Here is a 20,213-nt window from a genome sequence, read left to right on the forward strand (position 1 = left end):
GGCGAGGGCCGATCGCTCGGCGCACCTCCGCCTTCCGAAGTTCGAGCCATTGTCGCGGACGCTACCGCTACCGCGTGATACGGGCAAGAGGAGTCGGATTTGCGCCGCGGGATTGACGTGCCAAAACCCGATCCGTGCGCGTCGTATCCCTGGCCTGTTCGAACACGGAGATCGTGTGTGCGCTCGGGCGTGCCGACTGGCTGGTCGGAGTGGACGACCATAGCGACCATCCAACGGACGTCGTCAGTCGTTTGCCGCGCGTGGGTCCGGACTTGGGGATCGACATCGAGCGTGTGCGCGCGCTCCGGCCGGACCTGGTGCTGGCGTCCTTGACGGTGCCCGGACACGAACGCATCGTCGAGGCCCTCGAGCGCGCGAAGCTGCCGTATTTAGCTCCCGAGCCGGTGTCCGTGGCGGATGTGTACCGGGACATCCAGGACATCGCGGGTCGGTTGGACGTCGAAGCGCGAGGGCGAGAGCTGGTGGCTGCCATGCGTCGAGAGCTGGACGCGACGCCGGAGCCGGCGCGGCCGGTGCGCGTGCTCGTGGAGTGGTGGCCCAAACCGGTGATCGTGCCGGGCCGGGACAGTTGGGTCACACAGCTCTTGAGCGCGGCCGGTGGCGAGAACCCATTTGGCGACCGTACGGTCAAGAGCACGCCCATCGACGACCGGGAAGCGGTGGCGGCGGATCCCGACGCCATCGTGATCTCCTGGTGCGGCGTCAGGCCGGAGAAGTACCGCCCGGACGTGGTGCTGCGGCGACCCGCGTGGCAGGGCCTGCGCGCCGTGCGCGAGGGGCGCGTTCACTGCATTCCCGAGGCGTACCTCGGTCGCCCTGGGCCGCGGTTGGTGGACGGTGTGCGCGCTCTCCGCGCGCTGGTTCACGAGAGCTCGCGGGCTTCTGCTTCTTCGATCTGAGCCAGGGCGGCGGCCAGAGCGTCCTTCGCGCGCTCCAGCGAGCCCTTGTCGTCGTTCCACTTCGCGTGCGCCTTTTCCAAGCGAGCGCTCTCGGAGGCGAGCTTGTCCCGCGTCTCGGACAGGTCGGCCTTGGTCGCGGCCAGCGAGGCCTCCAGCGACGCAATGGTGGCTTCGCGTTGTTCGAGGGTCTCGCGCGCCGCGCTGAGCTCGCCCTCGCGCGCGGCGAGGCTGCTCTCGAGCGAGCCGATCTTTTCGTCGCGCTCCACGATCGTCTGATTGGCGGCGTCGCGTTCGCCGGTGCGCTGCTCGAGGTCCCCGCGCAGTCCGGCGATGGTTCCTTCGCGCGCGTCGATGGTCTCGTTGGCGGCCTCGAGCTCGCTGCTGCGATCGCGAAGGTCGCTCTCCAAGCTCGCGATCTTCGCGTCCCGCGAGGCTTCGCTGGCTTCCTTCGCCTGGCCCAGCTCTTCCAGGCTCTTCAGCGTGGCGTCCAGATCCGCCTTGGTGGAGTCGTGGGCTTCGGTCAGCCGCTGCACCTCCGCGGCGTGGGCCGCAGACAGCTCCGCTTCCCGGTCCGAAAGGCGTTGGGCGGCCGCTTCCTCGGCTTCCGCCAAGGTCTGCGCGTGCTCCGCCTTGAGCTTGTTCATCGCGTCTTCGTTGGCGCGATGCAGCGCGGCCATCTTCGAATCGAGCTCCTTCTTGAGCTCGGCTTCGCGCGTGGCAATGGCGTCGGCCTGCGCTTCCTCCGCGGCTTCTGCCGCTTCCGCGAGGGCTCGGGCCTTGTCTTCGGCGGCGGCCGTCTGGGCCTCTTCCACGGCGGCGGCCAGCGCCGCACGGCCCGCCTCTTCCGCGGCGGCCACGTCGGTTTGCCGCGTCTCTTCCGCGGCCTCCAGGGCTTCTTGCTTGTCCGCGCGCATGGACGCTTCTTTCGCGTCGCGCTGCGCAATCTCGTTCTCGTGCGCTTCCTTCAGCTCGCTGATTTCGCGACCGCGAGCCTCCAGATCACCCTGGAGCTTTTCGCTCTTGCGCTTGAAGTCGTCGGCGCGCTTGCTCGCCTGGTCCTTGTCTGCGCGGACGGCTTCCAGGTTCCGCTGCGCATCGAGGTTTTCCTTCTCGAGCTCCAGGATTCTGTCGTTCAGATCGGCCTTCTCACGCTCCAGGCCGATGTTGCCGTCGCGCAGGCCGATGAGCTCCTTGTCCTTGGTGGTGAGCTGGTCGCGCAGGTCGAGCAGCTCCTTGTCCTTCCGGTTCAGGGCCTCTCGCAGGTCCAAGAATTCCCGAGCGGAGCCGCCGCCGCCCTTGCTGCCGGCTGCCGCCTTGGCCTTGGCCTCGTCCAGCTCCCGCTGCAGGCGCTGGACCTCCGCGTCCTTGCCGGCCTCCCGCTTGGAGTTGTCTTCCAGCTCCGTCAGGCGGGAACGAGCGGCCTTCAGCTCCGCCTCTAGCTCCGTCGCGCGGGCCTTGTGCTTCTCGACTTCTTCCTTGAGCCGGGCGTCGCCGCCGCCGCTCGCGGCGGGCCGTGGTGGGACCGAGTCCTTGGGCCGCACCGATTCCTTCACGGGTTCCGGCTCGGCCTCTTCGGCTTCCGGTTCGGGCTCGGGCTCGGGCTCGGGTTCGGGCTCCGGCTCGGGCGCCGGCTCGGGGGATTCGAGCAACGCGTCGAAGGCCTGCTCCGTGAAGTCGTCGACCTCCTCGTCGACCACTTCGTCGTCATCCACCGCCACGGGCGGCTCGCTCTCGAGCGCCGGGGCGGCTTCCTCTTCTTCGTCGTCCAGCGGTTCGGCATCGTCGATCACGATGTCGTCGTCGATGACGATGGCCTCCTCGCTCACCGGCGGCACCGTCATCCCGGCCGGCACTTCCACGAAGGCCCGCGCTCGGTCCATCAGGTCGGAGAACGGGATCGGCTTGTGGACGTAGTCTTCCGCGTGGGTGCGCAGCCGCCGGTGCTGATCGAACGTCTCCTCGGTGGAATCGCTGCTCATGATGATGAGCGGCACGTTCTTCAACGCCGGATCGCGCTTGAGCTTGTTGCACACGGAGAAGCCGTTCATCCGCGGCAGCTCGATGCTGAGCAGGATGAGATCGGGCTTGTCGCTGGCCGCCGACTGCAGACCGACATTGGCGTCGTCCACCATGGTCGGTTGGCACCCGAGCGCGTTCAGTCCGTTTTCCAGCTCGCTTGCAAAGGCTGGATCCGCTTCGAAGACCAGTACCTTGAGGGACATCGGCTGTACTCGGCTAGATGGGGAGGGGACGCGCGGCGCGTCAGGGCAGGTAGAGAGGCGGGAGGCCTACGATATCGGGCACTTGTAGAGGGGTCAAACCCGCTGACCCCGGGCAGCCTTTTCCGCGAGCCCCCCAACGCCCTCGCGGCTTGCCAGCACTTCGATAACCGACCGTAGGGCCACACCACGGGAACGCAGTCCAACGAGCACGTGATAGAGGAGATCGGCGGCTTCGCTGGCCACCCGTTCATCGGTTTCTTCGGCGATGGCCCGCGTCAGCTCTTCGGCTTCTTCTCGGATCTTCGCTCCGATCTTGGCAGGGCCGCCGGTGAGCAGCTTCTTGGTGTAGCTCTCGCTTCCGCCGCTCTCCTGACGCTCCATCAGGGTGCGCTCGAGCTGCCACAGCTGGGGCGACTCCGGCGTCACCTCGCGTTCGTCGAGACGCTCGAAGAAACAGCTCTCACGACCCGTATGGCAGCTGGGCCCCTCGGGATCGACCGACAGCAGCAGCGTGTCGCCATCGCAATCCACCGTGATGGCCGCCACCCGGAGGCGATGGCCGCTCGTCTCCCCCTTGGTCCAGAGCTGCTGTCGAGAGCGACTAAAGAAGGTGGCAAACCCCGTCTCGCGGGTCCGCTCCAGCGCCTCGAGGTTCATCCAAGCCACCATGCGGACCTGGCCGGTGAGTCGGTCCTGGGCGACGGCGGTGATCAAGCCCCGGTCGTCGAGCTTCAGCTTTCGCACCGGCACGACGTTACCAGGCATCTTCCGGGGGATGTTGGTCCGCCGCGGAACCGGGGGGCACGCCCCCCATGGTGACGGATATCAATGGGGGCGGGCTACCCCATTTGTCGGCAGAAACACGCGAAAAACCACTGAAAAAGCCCTTGGCGCGGTTCCTGCTCTCTGTTCCGCCGGCACTTCTGCCATCCGCGCTCGGAGGAGAGATACACCATGGCACGCACCACCCCGCGATCCCGCATTCTCGGTGCCTTGATGCTGCCGGTTTTGGCGGCGGTCGGCTTGTCCTCGGCCAGCTGCTCCAGCAGCAGCGAGGAAGACCGCAATACCTCGATTCAGGACGTCAAGAAGATCGTCTACGCCGTTCGGCAGCACACCGTCGTCAACGGACAGGACGTTCAGATCAACGTCGCCGGCGGGATGGGACAGGTGTTCGAGTATCTGCGCTACGTGCCGGGTGCTCGCCTCGAGGTGAAGGACCTCGCTACCGGCGGGGTCGAGAACATCATCGAGGACTTCCCCAAGGCGGACATCGCCAACCTCGACGTGTCCTTCGATGCCACGAAGGTCGTCTTCTCCATGAAGCAAAACGGGGACGATGCCTACCACATCTACTGGTCCAGTCTGACCCGCGGGGACAACGGCAAATTCGACATCCACCAGCTCACCTTCGGCTCGGCGGATGACATCGACCCAGTGTACCTGGCAGGGGACAAGGTCGCCTTCGTGACCAACGAAGGTTACACGGAGATGGGTACCCGAGCGGACGAGTACAACCACTCTCGTCAGGCGACGCAGATCGCGACCATCACGCTTCAGGGTGGCGACGCAGATCGCAAGCTCTGCTCACAGAACCTCTCGAACAGCTTCAATCTGTTCTCCATGGCGGACGGCAAGGTCGGATTCTCCCGGTGGGAGCACCTCGGCCCGACCAACGACATGAAGACGTTCGCCATGAACCCCGACTGCACGCAGATGGTTGCCATCGGTGGGCAGCACGGAAAGCCGGGCAACTCGCTGTTCGAGCTGTCGGAAACGAACACTCCCAACGTGTTCCTCGGCATCATCACCGACCGCAAGGGGACCATCCAGGCGGGCACCATGGTGCGTATGGACGCCCGCTCCCCCGTCGACTCGTCGCGCTTTTTCGAGGAAGACGTCAAGTTCGACATGCTCACGCCCGCGGTTCCCACGGGGCGCGAGCCGTCGCCGGTGGGCCGCTATCGCAACCCGACCTCGCTGCCCGACGGGCGCATCATGGTCTCGTGGGCGAAGGGCTTCGTGAACGAGCTCGACGAGCTGTCCCTCACTCCACCGGATTTTGGCATCTACGTCTACAATCCGAAGACGCGGCAGAATCAGCTAGTCGTCAACTACGAGGACAGCTGGGAGCTGTACGCCAAGCCGGTCGTCAAGCGGGCGGAGCCGCCGATCTTGGCTTCCGTCCAGAACACGACGGACTCCAGCGTACCGACCATCTTCGGGTCCATCGACGTACGTGAGACGTCCCTGTACGCGCGCCACAAAAACACCGTTTCCGGTGCTCAGTTCGACAACACGCCCATGGACGAAGCCCTGAAGCAGACCAAGAAGGTGCGGATCATCGAGGGCTTCTCGAGCGAAGGCGCACCGGGCGTGACCATGTTCGGCCTCACGATGCACGAAGGCGCGGCCATCCTGGGTGAAGCCGATGTGTACGAAGACGGCTCCTGGCTCGCGGCGATCCCGCCCTACGTGCCGGTGCACTTGCAGCCGGTGGACGAATTCGACATGTCGATCCGCAGCCAGACGCTGTGGATCCAGGGCATGCCGGGTGAAGACCGGGTGTGCGGCGGCTGCCACGAGGACCGCTCCAAGCCCGTGCTGCCCGGCGGCCAAGCGCTCACCATTGCGGCCGGCAAGAAGGCGCAGGACTTCAACAGGCCGATCGGGGAGCGCACCGAGTTGCCTTGGTACAAGGCCAACCCGGGCTACGAGGCCAACGAGATCCAGGCGTTGCTCGATGCCAAGTGCGTGAACTGCCACAACCAGAGCACCAACGGCAACGGCCCGCAGGAGTTCTACGAGCTCACCACATCCAACGCGATCACTGGCACTACCGAGACGTACCAGATCCCGCGCATGGATCTGTCCGATCGGCCCATCACCGTGACCTACGACAACAAGGTGGACACTTACCCGGCGTCGTACGTGTCGATCTTCTACCCCGCGGCGCTGGACATGGTCATGGGCGACACCACCATCGTCGGCACCGTTCCCCCGGCCTGGGGCGATCCAGCCAACGCTCGCGGCAGCGCCCTCATCGAAAAGCTCAACATGACGTCCTCGCTGGATGCCAACAAGACGGCGTGGAAGCTGGGCGAGGCCTTCAGCAACCCGGATATCAAGGGCGGAACCCGCACGATGCACCCCGAGAACGTGGGCGTGACGCTGACCCGCGAAGAGCGCGCGATGCTGATTCGCGCCATCGACCTGGGCGGCCAGTACTACGCCCGCCAGAACACCGCCTTCCAGCCCAACCAGAACGATCCCGTCAAGGGTTCCGGTAGCCAGTACTGAGGCAGCGAGGAAATGGAGCAAGCCATGAAGCAGCGCAATCTTCGACACATCGTCCTCGGAGCCTTGGCCATCGGCGGCGCGACCTACCTCTCGAGTGGCGTCGCCGCGGCCGACACACCCATCAATCGCGCACCAGTCACCGGCTCGTACGCGAACCTCCCGGCAGACCAGATCGAGGAGCTCACGACGATCAAGCAGCTCAAAGCCATCGACGTGGGGACCACGGCACCAACGGAAATCTGGGGCCTGCTGGAAGGCGCAGAAAAGGTCGAGTGCCTCGACTGCATTCCCCAGATCTCGAAGCTCATGTACGACTCGCATTCTCGCACTCGCGAGATCGCTGCGTGGTGGCTGCGCAGGCGGATGCTCGGTGTGTTCGGGCCGGGTCAGGTCTACGAACAGACTCTGAACACGGTCACCGATCAGAGCAAGAGCGAGAAGTCTCGGGCGTACGCCGCGGAGGCCATCGGGGAGTTCCTGACCTATGCCGGTGTGCCGACCCTTGCTCAGGCGGCGGTGAACGACCCTTCCCCGCTGGTCCGCAAGTCCGCCGCCCATGCTCTCGGCCGTATCAACCACCAGGGCCCGAATGGTGAGCTTGGCCAGGCGATCGGCGATCCGGACGAAGGCGTGCGGCTGGAGGCACTTCAGAGCGCGGTAAAGGTCCACGTGTTCACCGACGTCCCTGCGGTCGTGGAGCGCGTCGGGGATTCATCGCCGCTGGTTCGCAAGCGCGCCGCGGAGGTGCTCGGCACGATGCGCGCCGAGGACGCGGTCGTGTCGCTCATCGCGATCACCAACCCGCAGAACGAACCCGAGCCGACGGTACGCGCCGCAGCGGTGGCCGCCCTCGGCAAGATCGCTGATCCTGCCGCCAAGGACGCGGTCACCGCAGCGTTGCAGGATCCGAATGGCTTCGTGCGCGATGCAGCGACGTTCGCCTCGCGTCGGCTCTGAGCAGGGACTGTGAAATGGGAGCCGGCCCGGGCTTCGGTGTGAACCGAAGCCCGGGCCGAATTGTTTGAAGAGGAACCGCCGACTTGATCAATGTCAGGTGCTAGACTTCGGTCCACCATGAAGAACGCCGTGCGAATCGCTTTGCCCCTCGCCGTGGTCGTTGGGCTCGCCGCTGGGTGCGGCAAGAAAGAAGAGACGGCCAAGACGACCTTCTACGAGCGGAAGATCTCGCCGGTGTTGGTCGGGTCTTGTGCCACGAGCCCCACGCAGTCGAGCTGTCACGTGGCCGCAGACGATCGCGGCAACGCGCTCGGCAATCTCAACGTGTCGAGCTACGACACCTTGAGCCTGCGCCGTGACCTGCTGATCAACTACGGGCCCTACGGCCTGCCGGACCTGCTGCTCAAGGTGGTGCCCGCCTTCGATCTCCAGCTCACCGCCTGGGACGGCACCTCCGAGGTCATCACCACGGACGTCGCCCACGCCGGCGGCTCGCTCCTGGATTTTACGAGCGTTTCCTACAATCAGCTCGCCCGGTGGATCGAAAATGGCGCGGCGGAGAACAACGCGCCGGCGAAGCCAAAGCAGCCGGAGCTCACGCCCTGCACCGAGTCCGTGGGCACGGATCCGAACTTCGACCCCAACGTGGATCCGGGCACGCCGGACTACGGTCAGTTCGTCCAAGAAGTGAACCCGGTGTTGGGGCAGCAGTGCGCCGCGGGCAACTGCCACGGCAGCGGCGCCAACTCACTGTACCTCACCTGCGGCAAGTCGCCGGAGCAGAAGCGCTGGAACTACTTCGTCGCCAGCGACTACGTGTCCACGGACGCGCCGGCCAGCGAGATCTTGCGACGCGCCCTCGACCCAGCCCAGGGCGGCACCTATCACGAAGGTGGCGTGATCTTCACGAGCACCTCGGACGACGGCTACAAGGTGCTCTTGAACTGGGCCGTGGCGCGCGGTGGGCCGAACGCCGTACCCACCGACGCGGGCTTCGACATGTTCGCCAAGCGCGTGCAGCCCATGTTGGTGAAACGCGGCTGCATGCAGATCCAGTGTCACTCCGCGTCCATCTTCCACGACTATCGCCTGCGAGGCGGCAGCGGTGGGCACTTCGGCTTGCCCGCGACGCGGCGCAACTACGAGCTGACGCTGGAGCAGGTTTCGTTGGAGTCTCCGGACCCCAACGCCAGTCGCATCATCCGCAAGAACCTGCAGGCGCCGGGCGGCGCTGGCATTCTCCACCGCGGCGGTTCGCTCTTCGCCCAAGATGGCGACCCCTCGCAGTGCGATCTCGTGGCGGCGGAGACCGGGCCGCTGAACGACCAGAAGGAATACTGCGTCATCGTCGCTTGGCTCGAGAAGGAGCGACAGGCGCGCATGGCAGGCGCCGTTCCGCTTTCCAGCGTCGTGTACGTGAAGCGTCCGCCGGCCTCCGGCAAGGACGTGCCGCAGGACTACGGCAGCTACAATCCCGGCGCAGATCTGATGCAGACGCCGGTGAGCATGGACGCCGCCGGCGACATCACCAGCGGTGGTGGGGGGACCAGCCTGCTCGGCGGCTGCGGACTCTCTCCCTCCACCGCGGACGTGCGGCGGCCCGCGGTTTCTTGGGACGGCACCAAGATCGCGTTTGCCGCGCGCTCGTCCGCCAGTGAGCCGTTCAAGATCTACGTGATCGACAACGGCAACTGCGCGGCGGAGCCGACCATCAACGCCCCGGCCACGGACGACAGCGGTGCGCCGGTGCCGGACAACGGCGAGCTGGTGCACAACTTCGATCCTGCTTTCGCGCCGGATGGTCGCATCGTGTTCGCCTCTACTCGCGGCAACACCAAGAACGTCAAGCAGTTCCCCTACTCCGGCCCCACGCGCACGCCCGCGGACCCGTCCAAGCTGAACTCGAACCTGTACGTGCTCGAGAACGGCAAGATCCGGCAGCTCACGTTCCTGCTGAACCAGGAATTCATGCCGAATTTCATGTCCGACGGCCGCGTGATCATGATCACCGAGAAGCGCGCGCCGGGCTTCTATCAGCTCGCCGCGCGCCGGCAGAACCTGGACGGCGGCGACTACCATCCACTCTTCGGTCAGCGACAGACCATCGGCTACGACCAGCTCACGGACGTGGTCGAGCTCTCCGACAAGAACTTCGCGGCCATCTTCAGTGACAAGGGCGCGGCCCACGGCGGTGGCACCTTGGCGGTGTTCAACCGGAGTCTGGGTCCCGACCAGTTGAGCCAAAATCCCGACGACTACACCCAGGACCCCGACGGGATGTCCTGGCCGAACCCGAAGTTCTACCAGCACTCCATCGAGATCGTGGACCCCGCCGCCACCGGCAAGGCCGGCGGCACGACCGGCGCCTACCGCAATCCCGCATCGCTCCCCAACGGCAAGATCCTGGTGAGCTATGCCGCCAACGTGGTGGACGTGGAGAACTTCAGCGGCAACTTCGACCTGGTCGTGGTGGATCCCATCACGCGTCAGCGCACTCCGCTGATCAGCGACGCCGACGACCTGATCTGGCCGGTGGCGGTGTACGCCCGGCAGAACCACGGCGTGTTCAAGTCGCGCCTGGACGAGGCCAACGGCGCGACCACGGTGTACACCGACGCGGCACACGCCGATCGCAGCGAGATCACCTTCGTGGACTTCCCGCTGATCACCAGCCTGCTGTTCCAGAACACGCGTACCGGACGCGTGCTCCCGGGCGGGAACTACCCGTACCAGGCGTGGGAGAGCCTGCCTCCGGATCCCGGGGTGACCAGCTACGACCAGGGTGGAGATTACGTCACCAACGACGCCTTTGGGCAGCTGTACGTGAAGCGCCGCCTGCGTGGTGCGGTCAACCTACTGGCAGACGGCTCCAGCAAGGTGCAGCTCCCCGGCGGTATGCCGCTGGTGCTGGCCACGAACGTGAAGCTGGCCGCCGACTCGTCCCCGGTCGTCCACTTCCAGCGGGAAGAGATGCAGTTCTATCCTGGTGAGTGGGTCCGACAATCCTTCCGACGGGAGCTCTTCAACGGGCTGTGCGCTGGCTGTCACGGGTCGCTCAGCGGCTACGAGTCGCACATCTCCGTGAACCCGGACATCTTGACGCAGGCGTCCAATGTGGACGCGCGAGAGGCGGATCCCATCGACGTGCTGTCGCTGCCCATCGGCGATCCCAAGGGCCCGCCGTTCGATTGACGAAGACGCCCGTATCGGCGTGCCGGCATGCCGGGACGGGCATCGCGCCGGACCAACAAGCCCTGGTCAACGAACGCGGGGCTCGTTAGAAAAGGTCGGCGCCCGACCGAGGCAGGGGAGAAGCGCTTTCGCGCTCGGCGTCCCCTCGAGCGGGTTGGGGCGGGGATGGGTGCGACACTCTTTGACCCCGGTCGGCGCCGACAAAGAGCAATGTAAGGCCGCATTTGGCGAGCGCCAGCCCCCGGATCTTCCGGCAATTTGGGGCGCTTCGCCGCGGCTGACGCCCCGCCATCGCCGAAGACGGCTGCCAGGGCGGGGGTGTCGGTGTGCGGCCGTGGTCACCGAACGCGCGCCCTGGCAGAGCTAGAAGACGACGAATTTTCTCTGGATTGTTGGTCCGGCGCGATACCCGTCGCGCCGCCGCTTCACACGCGCTCGATGATCGTCGCGATACCCATGCCGCCGCCGATACACAGCGTCACGAGCGCGGTGTTCTTGTCCTGGCGCTCGAGCTCGTCGAGCACGGTGCCCAGCAGGCACGCGCCGGTGGCGCCCAGGGGGTGACCCAGCGCGATCGCGCCGCCGTTGACGTTCACTCGGGCGGGATCGATCTCGAGGCGCCGCATGGTGTTGAGGGGCACCACCGCGAAGGCTTCGTTGATCTCCCACAGATCGATGTCCTTCACGGTCATGCCGGCCTTCTTCAGGGCCATCTCGCTCGCCGGTGTGGGCGCGGTGAGCATGATGACCGGCTCGGCGCCGTAGGTTGCCGTGGAGCGTATCTTCGCGCGGGGCTTGAGGCCGCTCTTCTTCACGTAGGCGTCGGACGCGAGCAGGAGCAGCGCGGCGCCGTCCACGATGCCGCTGGAGTTGCCGGCGTGGTGGACGTGCTTGATCTCCTTGACCTCGGGGTAGCGCTTGAGGGCGAGCTGATCGAGGGTTTCGCCGTTGGGGCCCATGGGGGCCGCGCCCATGGCTTCGAAGGATGCGGAGAGGCCGGCCAGGCTTTCCAGCGTGGTGCTGGGACGGGGATGCTCGTCCTGCTCGAGGACGACCTTGCCGTCGTCGTCCACCACCGGGAACAGGCTCTTGGCGAAGCGCTTTTCCTCGACGGCGCGCGCGGCCTTCTGCTGGCTCTCGAGGGCGAACTTGTCGACGTCTTCGCGGCTCACGCCGTCGATCGTGGCAATGAGATCCGCGCTGATGCCCTGCGGAACCTGGAAGATGCGCTTGCGCAGCTTGAGGTTGTGACCGTCGATCATGGCTTCGTCGGAACCCATGGGCACGCGCGACATGCTCTCCACGCCGCCACCGACGACCAGCTCTTGCTGGCCGCTCATGACGCCCATGGCGGCGAAGTTCACGCCCTGCAGGCCCGAGCCGCAGAAGCGGTTCAGCGTCACGCCGGTCACGGTCTCGGGCCACTCCGCGGCCAAGATCGAGTTGCGCGCGATGCAGGCGCCCTGCTCCTTGGCTTGGCTGACGCAGCCGATCACGACGTCTTCCACGTCCTCGCGCGAGAGATCGTTGCGCTTGGCCAGCTCGTTCAGGGTCTGCGCCAAGAGCTCTTGGGGATGAATGCCGCTCAGCGCGCCCTTGCCGGCCTTGCCGCGGCCGCGCGGGGTTCGGACTGCGTCGATGATGAATGCGTCGCCCATGGGACGTCCTCCGATGTTCCTGGATGGTGGGCCGCGACGTGCGCCGCGTGCCTCGAAAACCGAGGCGCGAAACCTATCACGGATCTCGGGGGCCGCCCTGGGAGCGGTGCGGCAATTGGGCAGTGCGCTCAGGGCGCGCTACGATGATGGCGACATCTTCGGACTTCGATCGCATCTCCAAGGCCTCCGAACGAGTGGGCTTCGCCTCGGTGCCGCCGCTGCCGCCGCGCTGGTTTCCGCTCTCGTTGCAGCCGTTCCCCGCGCCCAGGCCGTCCAGGAGCCCAAGCCCGAGCCACGGGGGACCGGTGTGACGCGCTACGAGGTGGCGGCCATCGGGGATTCCCTCACGGACCAGCGCATCGGGGGCGGGCAGTATCTTCGACAGCTCGCGCGTTGGTGCCCGGAGAGCCGTTTTGACGCCTACGGCGTGGGGGGACAGCGCACCGATCACATGCGTTGGCGTTTCACGGTGGATCTGCTGCAGCGCCGGCGCCCGCCGAAAGCGCGCCCCCGATACGATCACGTCATCGTGCTGGGCGGAGTCAACGATCTTGCCGCGGGCTCCGTGACCGCGCCTCGGGTCCAGCGCATCGAGCGGAACTTGGGTTGGATGTACGGGAAGGCGCACGAGCTGGGCATGGAGGTGATCGCGGTGACGGTGCCGCCCTGGGGCAAGCTCGCCGGGAGCTACGATCGCCGAGGGGATGCCACCCGCCGTCTCAATCGCTGGATTCTGGAGCAGCCCGCGACGCACCGAGTGGAGCACGCCGTGGACATCCACCCGCTGCTCGAGTGCGGCGAGGACGACGAGCTGTGTCCGATGTATCGGCGATTCCCGAACGACAAGGTGCACTGGGGTCCAGAAGGGCACCGCATCGTGGCCGACGCACTGTTCCGCGCGGCATTTGCCGATTGCAGGTGAGTCGACGTGATCAGTCGCGGGCGAGTGCTTCCAGCGCTGGACCGGTGAGGCGGTACACGGTCCACTCGTCGAGGGCTGCCGCGCCCAGGCTGCGGTAGAAGTCGATGGCGGATTGGTTCCAGTCGAGCACTGCCCATTCCATGCGCCCGTAGCCGCGCTCTACCGCGATGTTCGCCAGCGCACGGAGCAGCGCCTTGCCCACCCCTTGGCCGCGCTTGTCGGGGGGAACGTAGAGATCTTCCAGGTACAGCCCCGGGCGTCCGCGCCAAGTGGAGTAGCTCTGGAAGAAGAGCGCGAACCCCACGGCGTCGCCCTCGAGCTCTGCCAGCAGACACTCGAAGGGACAGCTCGCGCTCTCGAGCTGCGCGCGGAGGGACTCGGGCGTCGCCTCCACCGCATCCGGCTCGCGCTCGTAGGCGGCGAGCTCGGAGATGAACTGGTGGATCACGGAGGCGTCGTTCGCGACGGCGCGACGGATGACGAGCGCCATCAGTGGATCGTCACGGTCTTGCTGACGGTCACGTGATCCCCGCTGAAGGCGGGGACGCGGGCGCGGCGCATGGTGGATGCGATGCAGCCACCAGTGCGCGTCCCCGCGAAGGGCGGCCCGTTGACGTTCGCGCTGGTGACCCGGCCGCTAGGAGCAAAGGTGACGACCACGGTGGCCATTCCGGAGGGGTCCCCTTCCTGTCGGCATGCCGACGCGGCGCCCGCGGCGCTGTTCAGGGCCGCGATGGCGGCGCCCTTGTCGAAGGCAGCGGCGATGGGCACTTCCTTCTCCGGCTCTGCGGGCTTCGCGGTCGGTTTCTCCGTGGGCTCTGCGGCGGGCGTCTCGCTGGGCGCTTCCGTCGTGTCGCTGGGCTTTGCGGTGGGCTCGCTGGGCTCGCGCGGCTTTTCCGTTGGTCGTGCCGGATCCGACGTGGGTGGCGCCTCGCTGACGGTGGCGGTTTCGGTGGGGGCCGGCGGCGTGTCGTCCGCTTCCGTGGGTGTGGGCACGGGCTCTGCCGTGGGCGTTTCCGGTGGGCTCTCCCGTGCCACGGGATCTCGGGGAGCCAGAGGCTCCTGCGGCTCTGCTCCACTCTTGGTGAAGAACCAAACGCCGGCGATCACCGCAGCTCCGGCCAACAGCAGCCACACCACGGGAGAGGACTTCTTGTCGTCGTCCGGTGCCCGGCGTGCCGGAGCGGACTTGGCCGTGGCCGCGACCGAGTCCGCGCTCTTCCGCTTCTTGTCCGTGGGCTTGGTGGCCACGGGCTTCTTTTCCGCGGGCTTCTTTTCCGCGGGCTTCCTTTCGCCGGCCGCCTTCTTCGGAGGATCGCTGTCGCGATCGTCGTCCTCGACCTCGTAGTCTTCGTCTTCTTCGGCTTCCGGCGCCGTCGGCGTGGAGAGATCGATGGTGGGTGGCGCCAACGCCGAGCCGACGATGGAGCCAGTCCCCAGGTTGAAGATGTCTTCATCCGCGCGATCGTCGGAGGGCGGTGCCTGCTTCTTGGCCCTTCCCAGCGGTACTGCCGCGGTGGTGAGGGAGCGGAGGTCCGGTGTACCGCTGCTGGGCGCGTCTTCCTCCACGCCATCGTCCGGGCGGAGCTGCGCCGGCTTCTTCGCTCCCAGGGGCGTTGGCTTGGGGCGCGCCGGTGGCGGCTTGGACTGGGGCTTCTTCGGCGGCTCGGACTTCGGACGCGGGCGATCCTTGACGCTCTCGATCTCGTCGTCCTGCAGACTGACGGGATCGAGGCTCTCGGGGACAGCGTCCTTGTCGGCCAGGTACAGCGTGCCGGCGGAGACGCTCTTGAAGGGTCCCGCTTCGGTGTCTTGGGCCCCCTTGCTCTTGACCTGGGGGGCGCGCTGACTGGGCGGCGGCGCTAGGGTGGGGCGCTTCTTCTTCGCCTTCTCCATCGCCGCCTTGAGGGCCTTCTCGCCGGGGCTCAGAGTCATGCCGGTGCCCAGGAAACCGCCGGTGGTGTCCCCGCCCTTGGTGTCCCCGCCTTCCAGTAGATCGGCGAGCGCGGGAACGTCCGCGATCACCTTCCATTCCGCCATGCCCTCGCGCCAAACGATGGTGTCGGCGTCAATCTCGCCGCGTGAGAGCGCTGCCTCGATTTGCGATCGGGTGAGCTCCCGATCGTCGTCGTCCGCATAGCTCACCAGCCATAGCCCCTTGACGGGCGGAATCGCCGAAGCCTTCGCGCCAGTCAGCGGGATGGTGGGTGTCTCGTCCAGCGGTCGACTGTCGATGGCCGACTCGTCGAGCACCTCCGGGCGTTCACTGGGAGGCTGGGACGCGAGCTCGACCCCGTCCACGGTGATGTTGCCTTGGCAGCGCTTGCAGCGCACCGTGACGACGCGCCCTTTGACCTTCCTGTCGAACAGGTCGTCGGGCAGCGCGAACTTGGCGCCGCAGTCGGGACATTTCACGGCATGGGGCATCGATCGGAAAGCTATACGCTTGGAGGCGACAAGGTCCAAGAGACGCGGAAGCGGAACGCGCCGGGGCTCGCGCCGGACCAACAAGACCAGCCTGGAAAAGGCGAAATTTTTCGAGAAATTACCGGCTTTTCGCGAGGGGGACGATCGCCGAAAGGTGGCGGCCGCTGTGCTTGCCGTCGCGTCGATAGGAGAAGAAGCGCTCCGGCTCGCTGACGGTGCAGCCTTCGACGTCGTCGATGGCCGCGGCGCCGAGCCCCAGCTGCTCGAGCTGCCAACGGACGATGGCGCGCAGATTCACGTGGGGGCGGGGGCCGAAGCTGCGATCCACGATCGGGAGCGGGCAGGCCCGGGAGAGCTCCTCAGCCACGTCTTGTCCCACCTCGAAGGCGGCCAGGGAGATGTGGGGACCGATGGCTGCGATCAGATCTCCGGCTTCCCCGGACTGCTTTCGAAGCTCGGCGATGGCTTCGCTCACCACCCCGCGGACCGCACCCCGCCAGCCGGCGTGGATGGCCAACGCGGCGCCGGAGGCGCGATCCCCCACCAAGATTGGCACGCAGTCCGCCGTACGCACTCCACACGCCAGATCACTGCGTCGAGCGAGCAGCGCGTCCCCTTGGGAGTGGAGCACCTGGTCGAAGCTCTCGCTGCCGTCGAGGGTCACCGTGGCGGTCCCGTGGACCTGAGACAGGAAATAGAGGCGCCCCGGCTCCACGCCCAGGGTTTCAGCGGCGCGCCGCAGGTTCTCGCGCACGTGATCGGGATCGTCGCCGGCGGCCTGGCTGAAGCTCAAGCTGGAGTAGGGCCCCTGGGATACCCCTCCGTGGCGGGTGAAGAAGGCATGCCGAAACCCGGCATCTTCGAGCAGAGAGCTTCGTAGGCTGTTTTGTTCGGGCATCCGAGTCCGTAGGCGGAGCATAACTCCGACTCTTTCGTTGATCGGCCCCCCTCGAAGCGGGGGGCTAACTTTGGTATGACCCAGGATTCAATGCGACCCTCCGATCCGTTCATCGGCCGGGAAATTCTGGGAGGACAATTCCAAGTCCTGCAGAAGATCGGCACGGGCGGCATGGGCTCCGTCTACAAGGCGGCCCAGCCTGAGATGAATCGGATGGTGGCGATCAAGATCCTCCATCCCAAGCTGGCCGGCCGCAAGGACTTGACCTCTCGCTTCCGACGAGAGGCGCGCGCGATGAGCCAGCTCACCCATCCGAACACCGTGAAGGTGTTCATGTACGGCGAGCTGGAAGAAGACGGCTCGCTGTACATCGTGATGGAGCTGCTCGAGGGGCGGAACCTGAACCAGACCGTGCGCAAGGGCGGCCCCATGGAGCCGGAGCGCGCGATCCCCGTCTTGGTACAGGTATGCGGCGCGCTGCATGAAGCGCACGAGATGGGCATCGTGCACCGTGATCTGAAGCCCGAGAACATCTTCCTGTGCACTCAGGGCGGGCTCAAGGACTACCCGAAGGTGTTGGACTTCGGCCTCGCCAAGGTGACCGAGCGCCAGATGCGTCCCGGGTCGGTGATCCTGACGCAGGAGGGCATGGTGTTCGGTACGCCGGAGTTCATGTCGCCGGAGCAAGCGCAGGGCAAGACCCTCGACGCGCGCAGCGACATCTACTCCCTGGCGGTGATCTTGTACGAGGTGCTGACGGGCAAGCTGCCGTTCAACGCCAAGACGCCGATGGAGTACATCCAGAAGCACGTGATGGAGCAGCCCATCCTGCTGAACCAGCGGATACCAGGGAAGTCGTTCCCCCCGGGGTTGGAAGCCGTGTTGGCCAAGGCGTTGGCGAAGAAGCCGGACGACCGCTTCCAGACGGCGGCGGAGTTTGCCGACGCGCTCAGGCCCTTCGCGGACGCCCGGGCGAGCCTGTCCAACGAAGCTCCGCCGGGCTCTTCCCCGGCGCTGTCGGGGCTGACGCCAGAAACGCCCCCGGTGCAATCCATGGCAGTGCCTCAGGCTCAACGCCGCGGCGGCCCGGGGGCGGGGCTCCTGATCGGCGTGGCGGCAGCGTGCTTGGTGGCGGGAGTGCTCATCGCCGTCGTGGTGATGCGCTTCTTGCTGCCCTGAGCCCCGGCGTGCGGCGCCCGGCCGGGTGGTCTACGCTCCGGGGCGATGAGTGAGGAGCAGCCGTCCGACCGGCCGAACGGCGCCGAGAACTTGCGGGAGGAAGCTGCGCCCGGCAAGCGTTGGAAACCCGTGATGCTGCGCTGGCTGAAGCGCCTTGGACTGACCTCCGCCGTGTTGGCCGTGCTGGGGGCCCTGACCGTGTTCGGCGCGATCCGCTACTACGAGTCGGATCTGCCCAGCGTGGAAGAGCTACGCAAGGGCTACGAGCCGCCTCAGGTGACGCGCATCTTGGCGCGGGACGGGACGCTGCTGGCGAGCGTGTTCACGGAGCGCCGCACGGTGATCCCTTTGAGCGACGTGCCGGCCCACGCCAAGTTGGCGTTCCTGGCAGCAGAAGACGCGAGCTTCTACGAGCACCAGGGGCTCGACTACCTCGGAATGCTGCGCGCCCTGGTGGCGAACCTGCGCGCCGGTCACACGGTCCAGGGCGGCAGCACCATCACCCAGCAGGTGGTGAAGAACCTGCTGCTCGACTCCGAGCGCACCTACCGCCGCAAGATCCGCGAGACGATCCTGGCGCGCCGGCTCGAGCAGCACCTGTCCAAGGACGAGATCTTCGGCCTGTATCTGAACCACATCTATCTGGGCCATGGTCGCTACGGCATCGAAGAGGCGGCGCGATACTACTTCGGCAAGAAGGCCAAGGAGCTGAGCCTGCCAGAGGCGGCCCTGCTTGCGGGCATCGTGGCGTCTCCCGAGCGACTGTCCCCACGGAACGACGCGAAGAAGGCATTGACTCGCCGCAGCTACGTGCTCGGTCAGATGCTGGACAAGGGCTTCGTCACGGAAGCGTTGTATCGCGAGGCGCTGGTCGCGCCGCTGCGCTTGGCGCCGGCGGCGGAAGGGGAGAGTGAGCTGGCGCCGGAGGTGGTGGCGCTCGTGAAACGCACGCTGCAGGCGGCGGCGGGCGAGCACGCCAAGAAGGGCGGTTTCGTGGTCACCACCAGCATCGACCCCGCGCTGCAGGTCGCCGCGCGCAAGGCGGTGCGCGACGACCTGGACCTGTACATGAAGCGGCAGAAGCTCGCGCCGCCCTACACCCTGGAGAAGCGGCGGCTGTGGGGCGACGCCTTCGAGGGCACTCCCAAGGCCTACCAGGTGGCCGTGGGCCGCGTGAAAGCGGTGGACGACAAGGCGGGCACGATTGACGTCTTGGTGGGGGACACCCTGGGGCGCGTGATGCTGACGCGGGAGGAGCGCTTCAACCCGCGGCACCTTCCACCGAGCGAGTTCGTGTCCGTGGGGGCTGCGTTGCGGGTGAGCTTGTTGGAGGCGCCGAACGGCGAGACCCCGGTGCCCCTGCGCCTCGAGCTCGGCCCCGAGGCGGCGTTGGTGTCCATCGACCCGCGCACGCGTCACGTGCTCGCGCTGGTGGGCAGCTACGAAGCCGTCGTGGGCGGCTTGGACCGCGCGACGCGCGCCCGACGGCAGCCGGGCTCGGCGTTCAAGCCGTTCTTGTATGGCTACGCGCTGCACTCGCGTCGGGTGACGCCGGCGACGTTGCTCTCGCTGCCTGGGGGCAAGGACGCGCCACCCCGTACCGAGCGTCTGCGCGAAGCGCTGGCCAAGAGCGACAACGCCGCCGCCGAGAAGCTCATCGCCGACGTGGGGGCGGCCAACGTAGTGGAGTTCGCGCATGCCGCCGGGATCGAGAGCAAGCTGGCGCCCACCCCGAGCCTGGCCCTGGGCGCCTACGAAGTGCGGCCCATCGAGATCGCCAACGCGTACGCCACCTTCGCCAGCGGGGGCATGTACGCCGCGCCCATCCTGGTCACCAAGATCATGGGCCCAGACGGAAAGGAAGTGGCGCTGCCCGAGCGGCCGCCCACGCGGCGCGTGCTAGGGGAGGACGAAGCGTTCCTGATCACCTCGTTGATGCGCAGCGTGGTCACCGACGGCACCGGCAAGCGGGCACTCGCGCTGGGGCGCCCGGTGGTGGGCAAGACGGGCACCACGAACCGAGCCAAGGACGCCTGGTTCGTCGGGTTCTCCACGGATCTCGTCGCTGCCGTGTGGGTCGGCTACGACGACGCGCTACCCCTGGGCTGGGGCGAGGCCGGTGGGGTCACCGCGTTGCCGGCGTGGGTGGACTTCATGAAGCAGGCCCACGAGGGCAAGCCGAAGGTGGAGTTCGCGCGGCCTTCGAGCGTGCTCACGGCGAAGATCGACCCCGCCACTGGGCTCATCGCCTGGGCGGGGCAAGAAGACGCACTAGACGAGGTCTTCCTCGAAGGCACCGTGCCGAGCGACGTGGCGGCGCCGGACGCTGGAGCGGATGCCGCGCCGGAGGCAACGGAAGCCGGTGCCGAGGCAGCGGCAGTGGTGGATCCCGAGATCCAGCAAGCTTCGCAGGGGCCCGAGGACGGCGGAGCTCCGGCGATGGCGATGCCGGCGCCCATCGAAGAGCTTCCGCCGTTCTAACCTGCAAGCTGCAGCGCAGTGGGCTCTGGACACGGCGGGACGGTCGGGTAGAACGCC

Annotated in this window: 13 protein-coding genes; 7 read left to right on the forward strand and 6 right to left on the reverse strand. The window is 66.9% G+C overall.

Features of this window, described 5'->3' with window-relative positions:
• The first annotated feature begins 134 nt into the window (after positions 1-134).
• Positions 135-920, forward strand: a complete 786-nt coding sequence (locus H6717_25110; GenBank protein MCB9580333.1) for a cobalamin-binding protein — start codon at positions 135-137, stop codon at positions 918-920.
• On the opposite strand, the gene H6717_25115 is transcribed toward H6717_25110, so the two are convergent.
• Positions 884-3,142, reverse strand: coding sequence for a response regulator (locus H6717_25115; GenBank protein MCB9580334.1), 2,259 nt, complete (start codon positions 3,140-3,142; stop codon positions 884-886). The genes H6717_25110 and H6717_25115 overlap by 37 nt on opposite strands.
• Before the next feature lie 93 nt (positions 3,143-3,235).
• Positions 3,236-3,907 (reverse strand): bifunctional phosphoribosyl-AMP cyclohydrolase/phosphoribosyl-ATP diphosphatase HisIE, encoded by a 672-nt coding sequence (locus H6717_25120; GenBank protein MCB9580335.1) that lies wholly within the window; start codon positions 3,905-3,907, stop codon positions 3,236-3,238.
• Between the two features lie 189 nt (positions 3,908-4,096).
• On the opposite strand from H6717_25120, the gene H6717_25125 reads away from it, so the two are divergent.
• The 3 genes from H6717_25125 (at position 4,097) to H6717_25135 (ending at position 10,591) form a co-directional block, all read left to right on the forward strand.
• Entirely contained in the window at positions 4,097-6,442 is a 2,346-nt protein-coding gene (locus H6717_25125; protein MCB9580336.1) for a hypothetical protein, read from the forward strand.
• A 24-nt stretch (positions 6,443-6,466) separates the two neighbouring features.
• Positions 6,467-7,399 carry a HEAT repeat domain-containing protein gene (locus H6717_25130; GenBank protein ID MCB9580337.1) on the forward strand — a complete coding sequence of 311 codons (933 nt, stop codon included), beginning with the start codon at positions 6,467-6,469 and terminating at the stop codon, positions 7,397-7,399.
• Between the two features lie 117 nt (positions 7,400-7,516).
• Positions 7,517-10,591, forward strand: a complete 3,075-nt coding sequence (locus tag H6717_25135; GenBank protein ID MCB9580338.1) for a PD40 domain-containing protein — start codon at positions 7,517-7,519, stop codon at positions 10,589-10,591.
• Positions 10,592-11,016: 425 nt separating this feature from the next.
• Here the strand turns inward: H6717_25135 and H6717_25140 are convergent, their stop codons facing one another.
• A complete protein-coding gene (locus tag H6717_25140) occupies positions 11,017-12,249 on the reverse strand; it encodes an acetyl-CoA C-acetyltransferase (GenBank protein ID MCB9580339.1) in 1,233 nt (410 codons plus the stop codon).
• On the opposite strand from H6717_25140, the gene H6717_25145 reads away from it, so the two are divergent.
• Positions 12,248-13,171: an SGNH/GDSL hydrolase family protein gene (locus tag H6717_25145; protein MCB9580340.1), complete on the forward strand. Its 924-nt coding sequence runs from the start codon at positions 12,248-12,250 to the stop codon at positions 13,169-13,171. The two genes, H6717_25140 and H6717_25145, sit on opposite strands and share 2 nt — an antisense overlap.
• Positions 13,172-13,181: 10 nt before the next feature.
• Here H6717_25145 and H6717_25150 read toward each other — a convergent pair whose 3' ends face one another.
• The 3 genes from H6717_25150 to pgeF all read right to left on the reverse strand — a co-directional run bounded on the left by H6717_25150 (position 13,182) and on the right by pgeF (position 16,517).
• Positions 13,182-13,661 carry a GNAT family N-acetyltransferase gene (locus tag H6717_25150; GenBank protein ID MCB9580341.1) on the reverse strand — a complete coding sequence of 160 codons (480 nt, stop codon included), beginning with the start codon at positions 13,659-13,661 and terminating at the stop codon, positions 13,182-13,184.
• Entirely contained in the window at positions 13,661-15,598 is a 1,938-nt protein-coding gene (locus H6717_25155) for a DUF4339 domain-containing protein (protein MCB9580342.1), read from the reverse strand. The genes H6717_25150 and H6717_25155 overlap by 1 nt, the downstream gene beginning before the upstream one ends.
• 118 nt (positions 15,599-15,716) lie before the next feature.
• Complete coding sequence (gene pgeF, locus H6717_25160) at positions 15,717-16,517, reverse strand: peptidoglycan editing factor PgeF (GenBank protein ID MCB9580343.1); 801 nt, start codon at positions 16,515-16,517, stop codon at positions 15,717-15,719.
• Positions 16,518-16,586: 69 nt separating this feature from the next.
• On the opposite strand from pgeF, the gene H6717_25165 reads away from it, so the two are divergent.
• Together H6717_25165 and H6717_25170 are read left to right on the forward strand one after the other, a co-directional pair.
• Positions 16,587-17,675: a protein kinase gene (locus H6717_25165; GenBank protein ID MCB9580344.1), complete on the forward strand. Its 1,089-nt coding sequence runs from the start codon at positions 16,587-16,589 to the stop codon at positions 17,673-17,675.
• Between the two features lie 45 nt (positions 17,676-17,720).
• The gene (locus H6717_25170) at positions 17,721-20,156 is read left to right on the forward strand and encodes a transglycosylase domain-containing protein (protein ID MCB9580345.1); all 2,436 of its coding nucleotides are present in this window, start codon (positions 17,721-17,723) and stop codon (positions 20,154-20,156) included.
• The last annotated feature ends 57 nt before the right edge of the window (positions 20,157-20,213 follow it).

The organism is Polyangiaceae bacterium, assembly GCA_020633235.1.
GTDB lineage: Bacteria > Myxococcota_A > Polyangia > Polyangiales > Polyangiaceae > JACKEA01.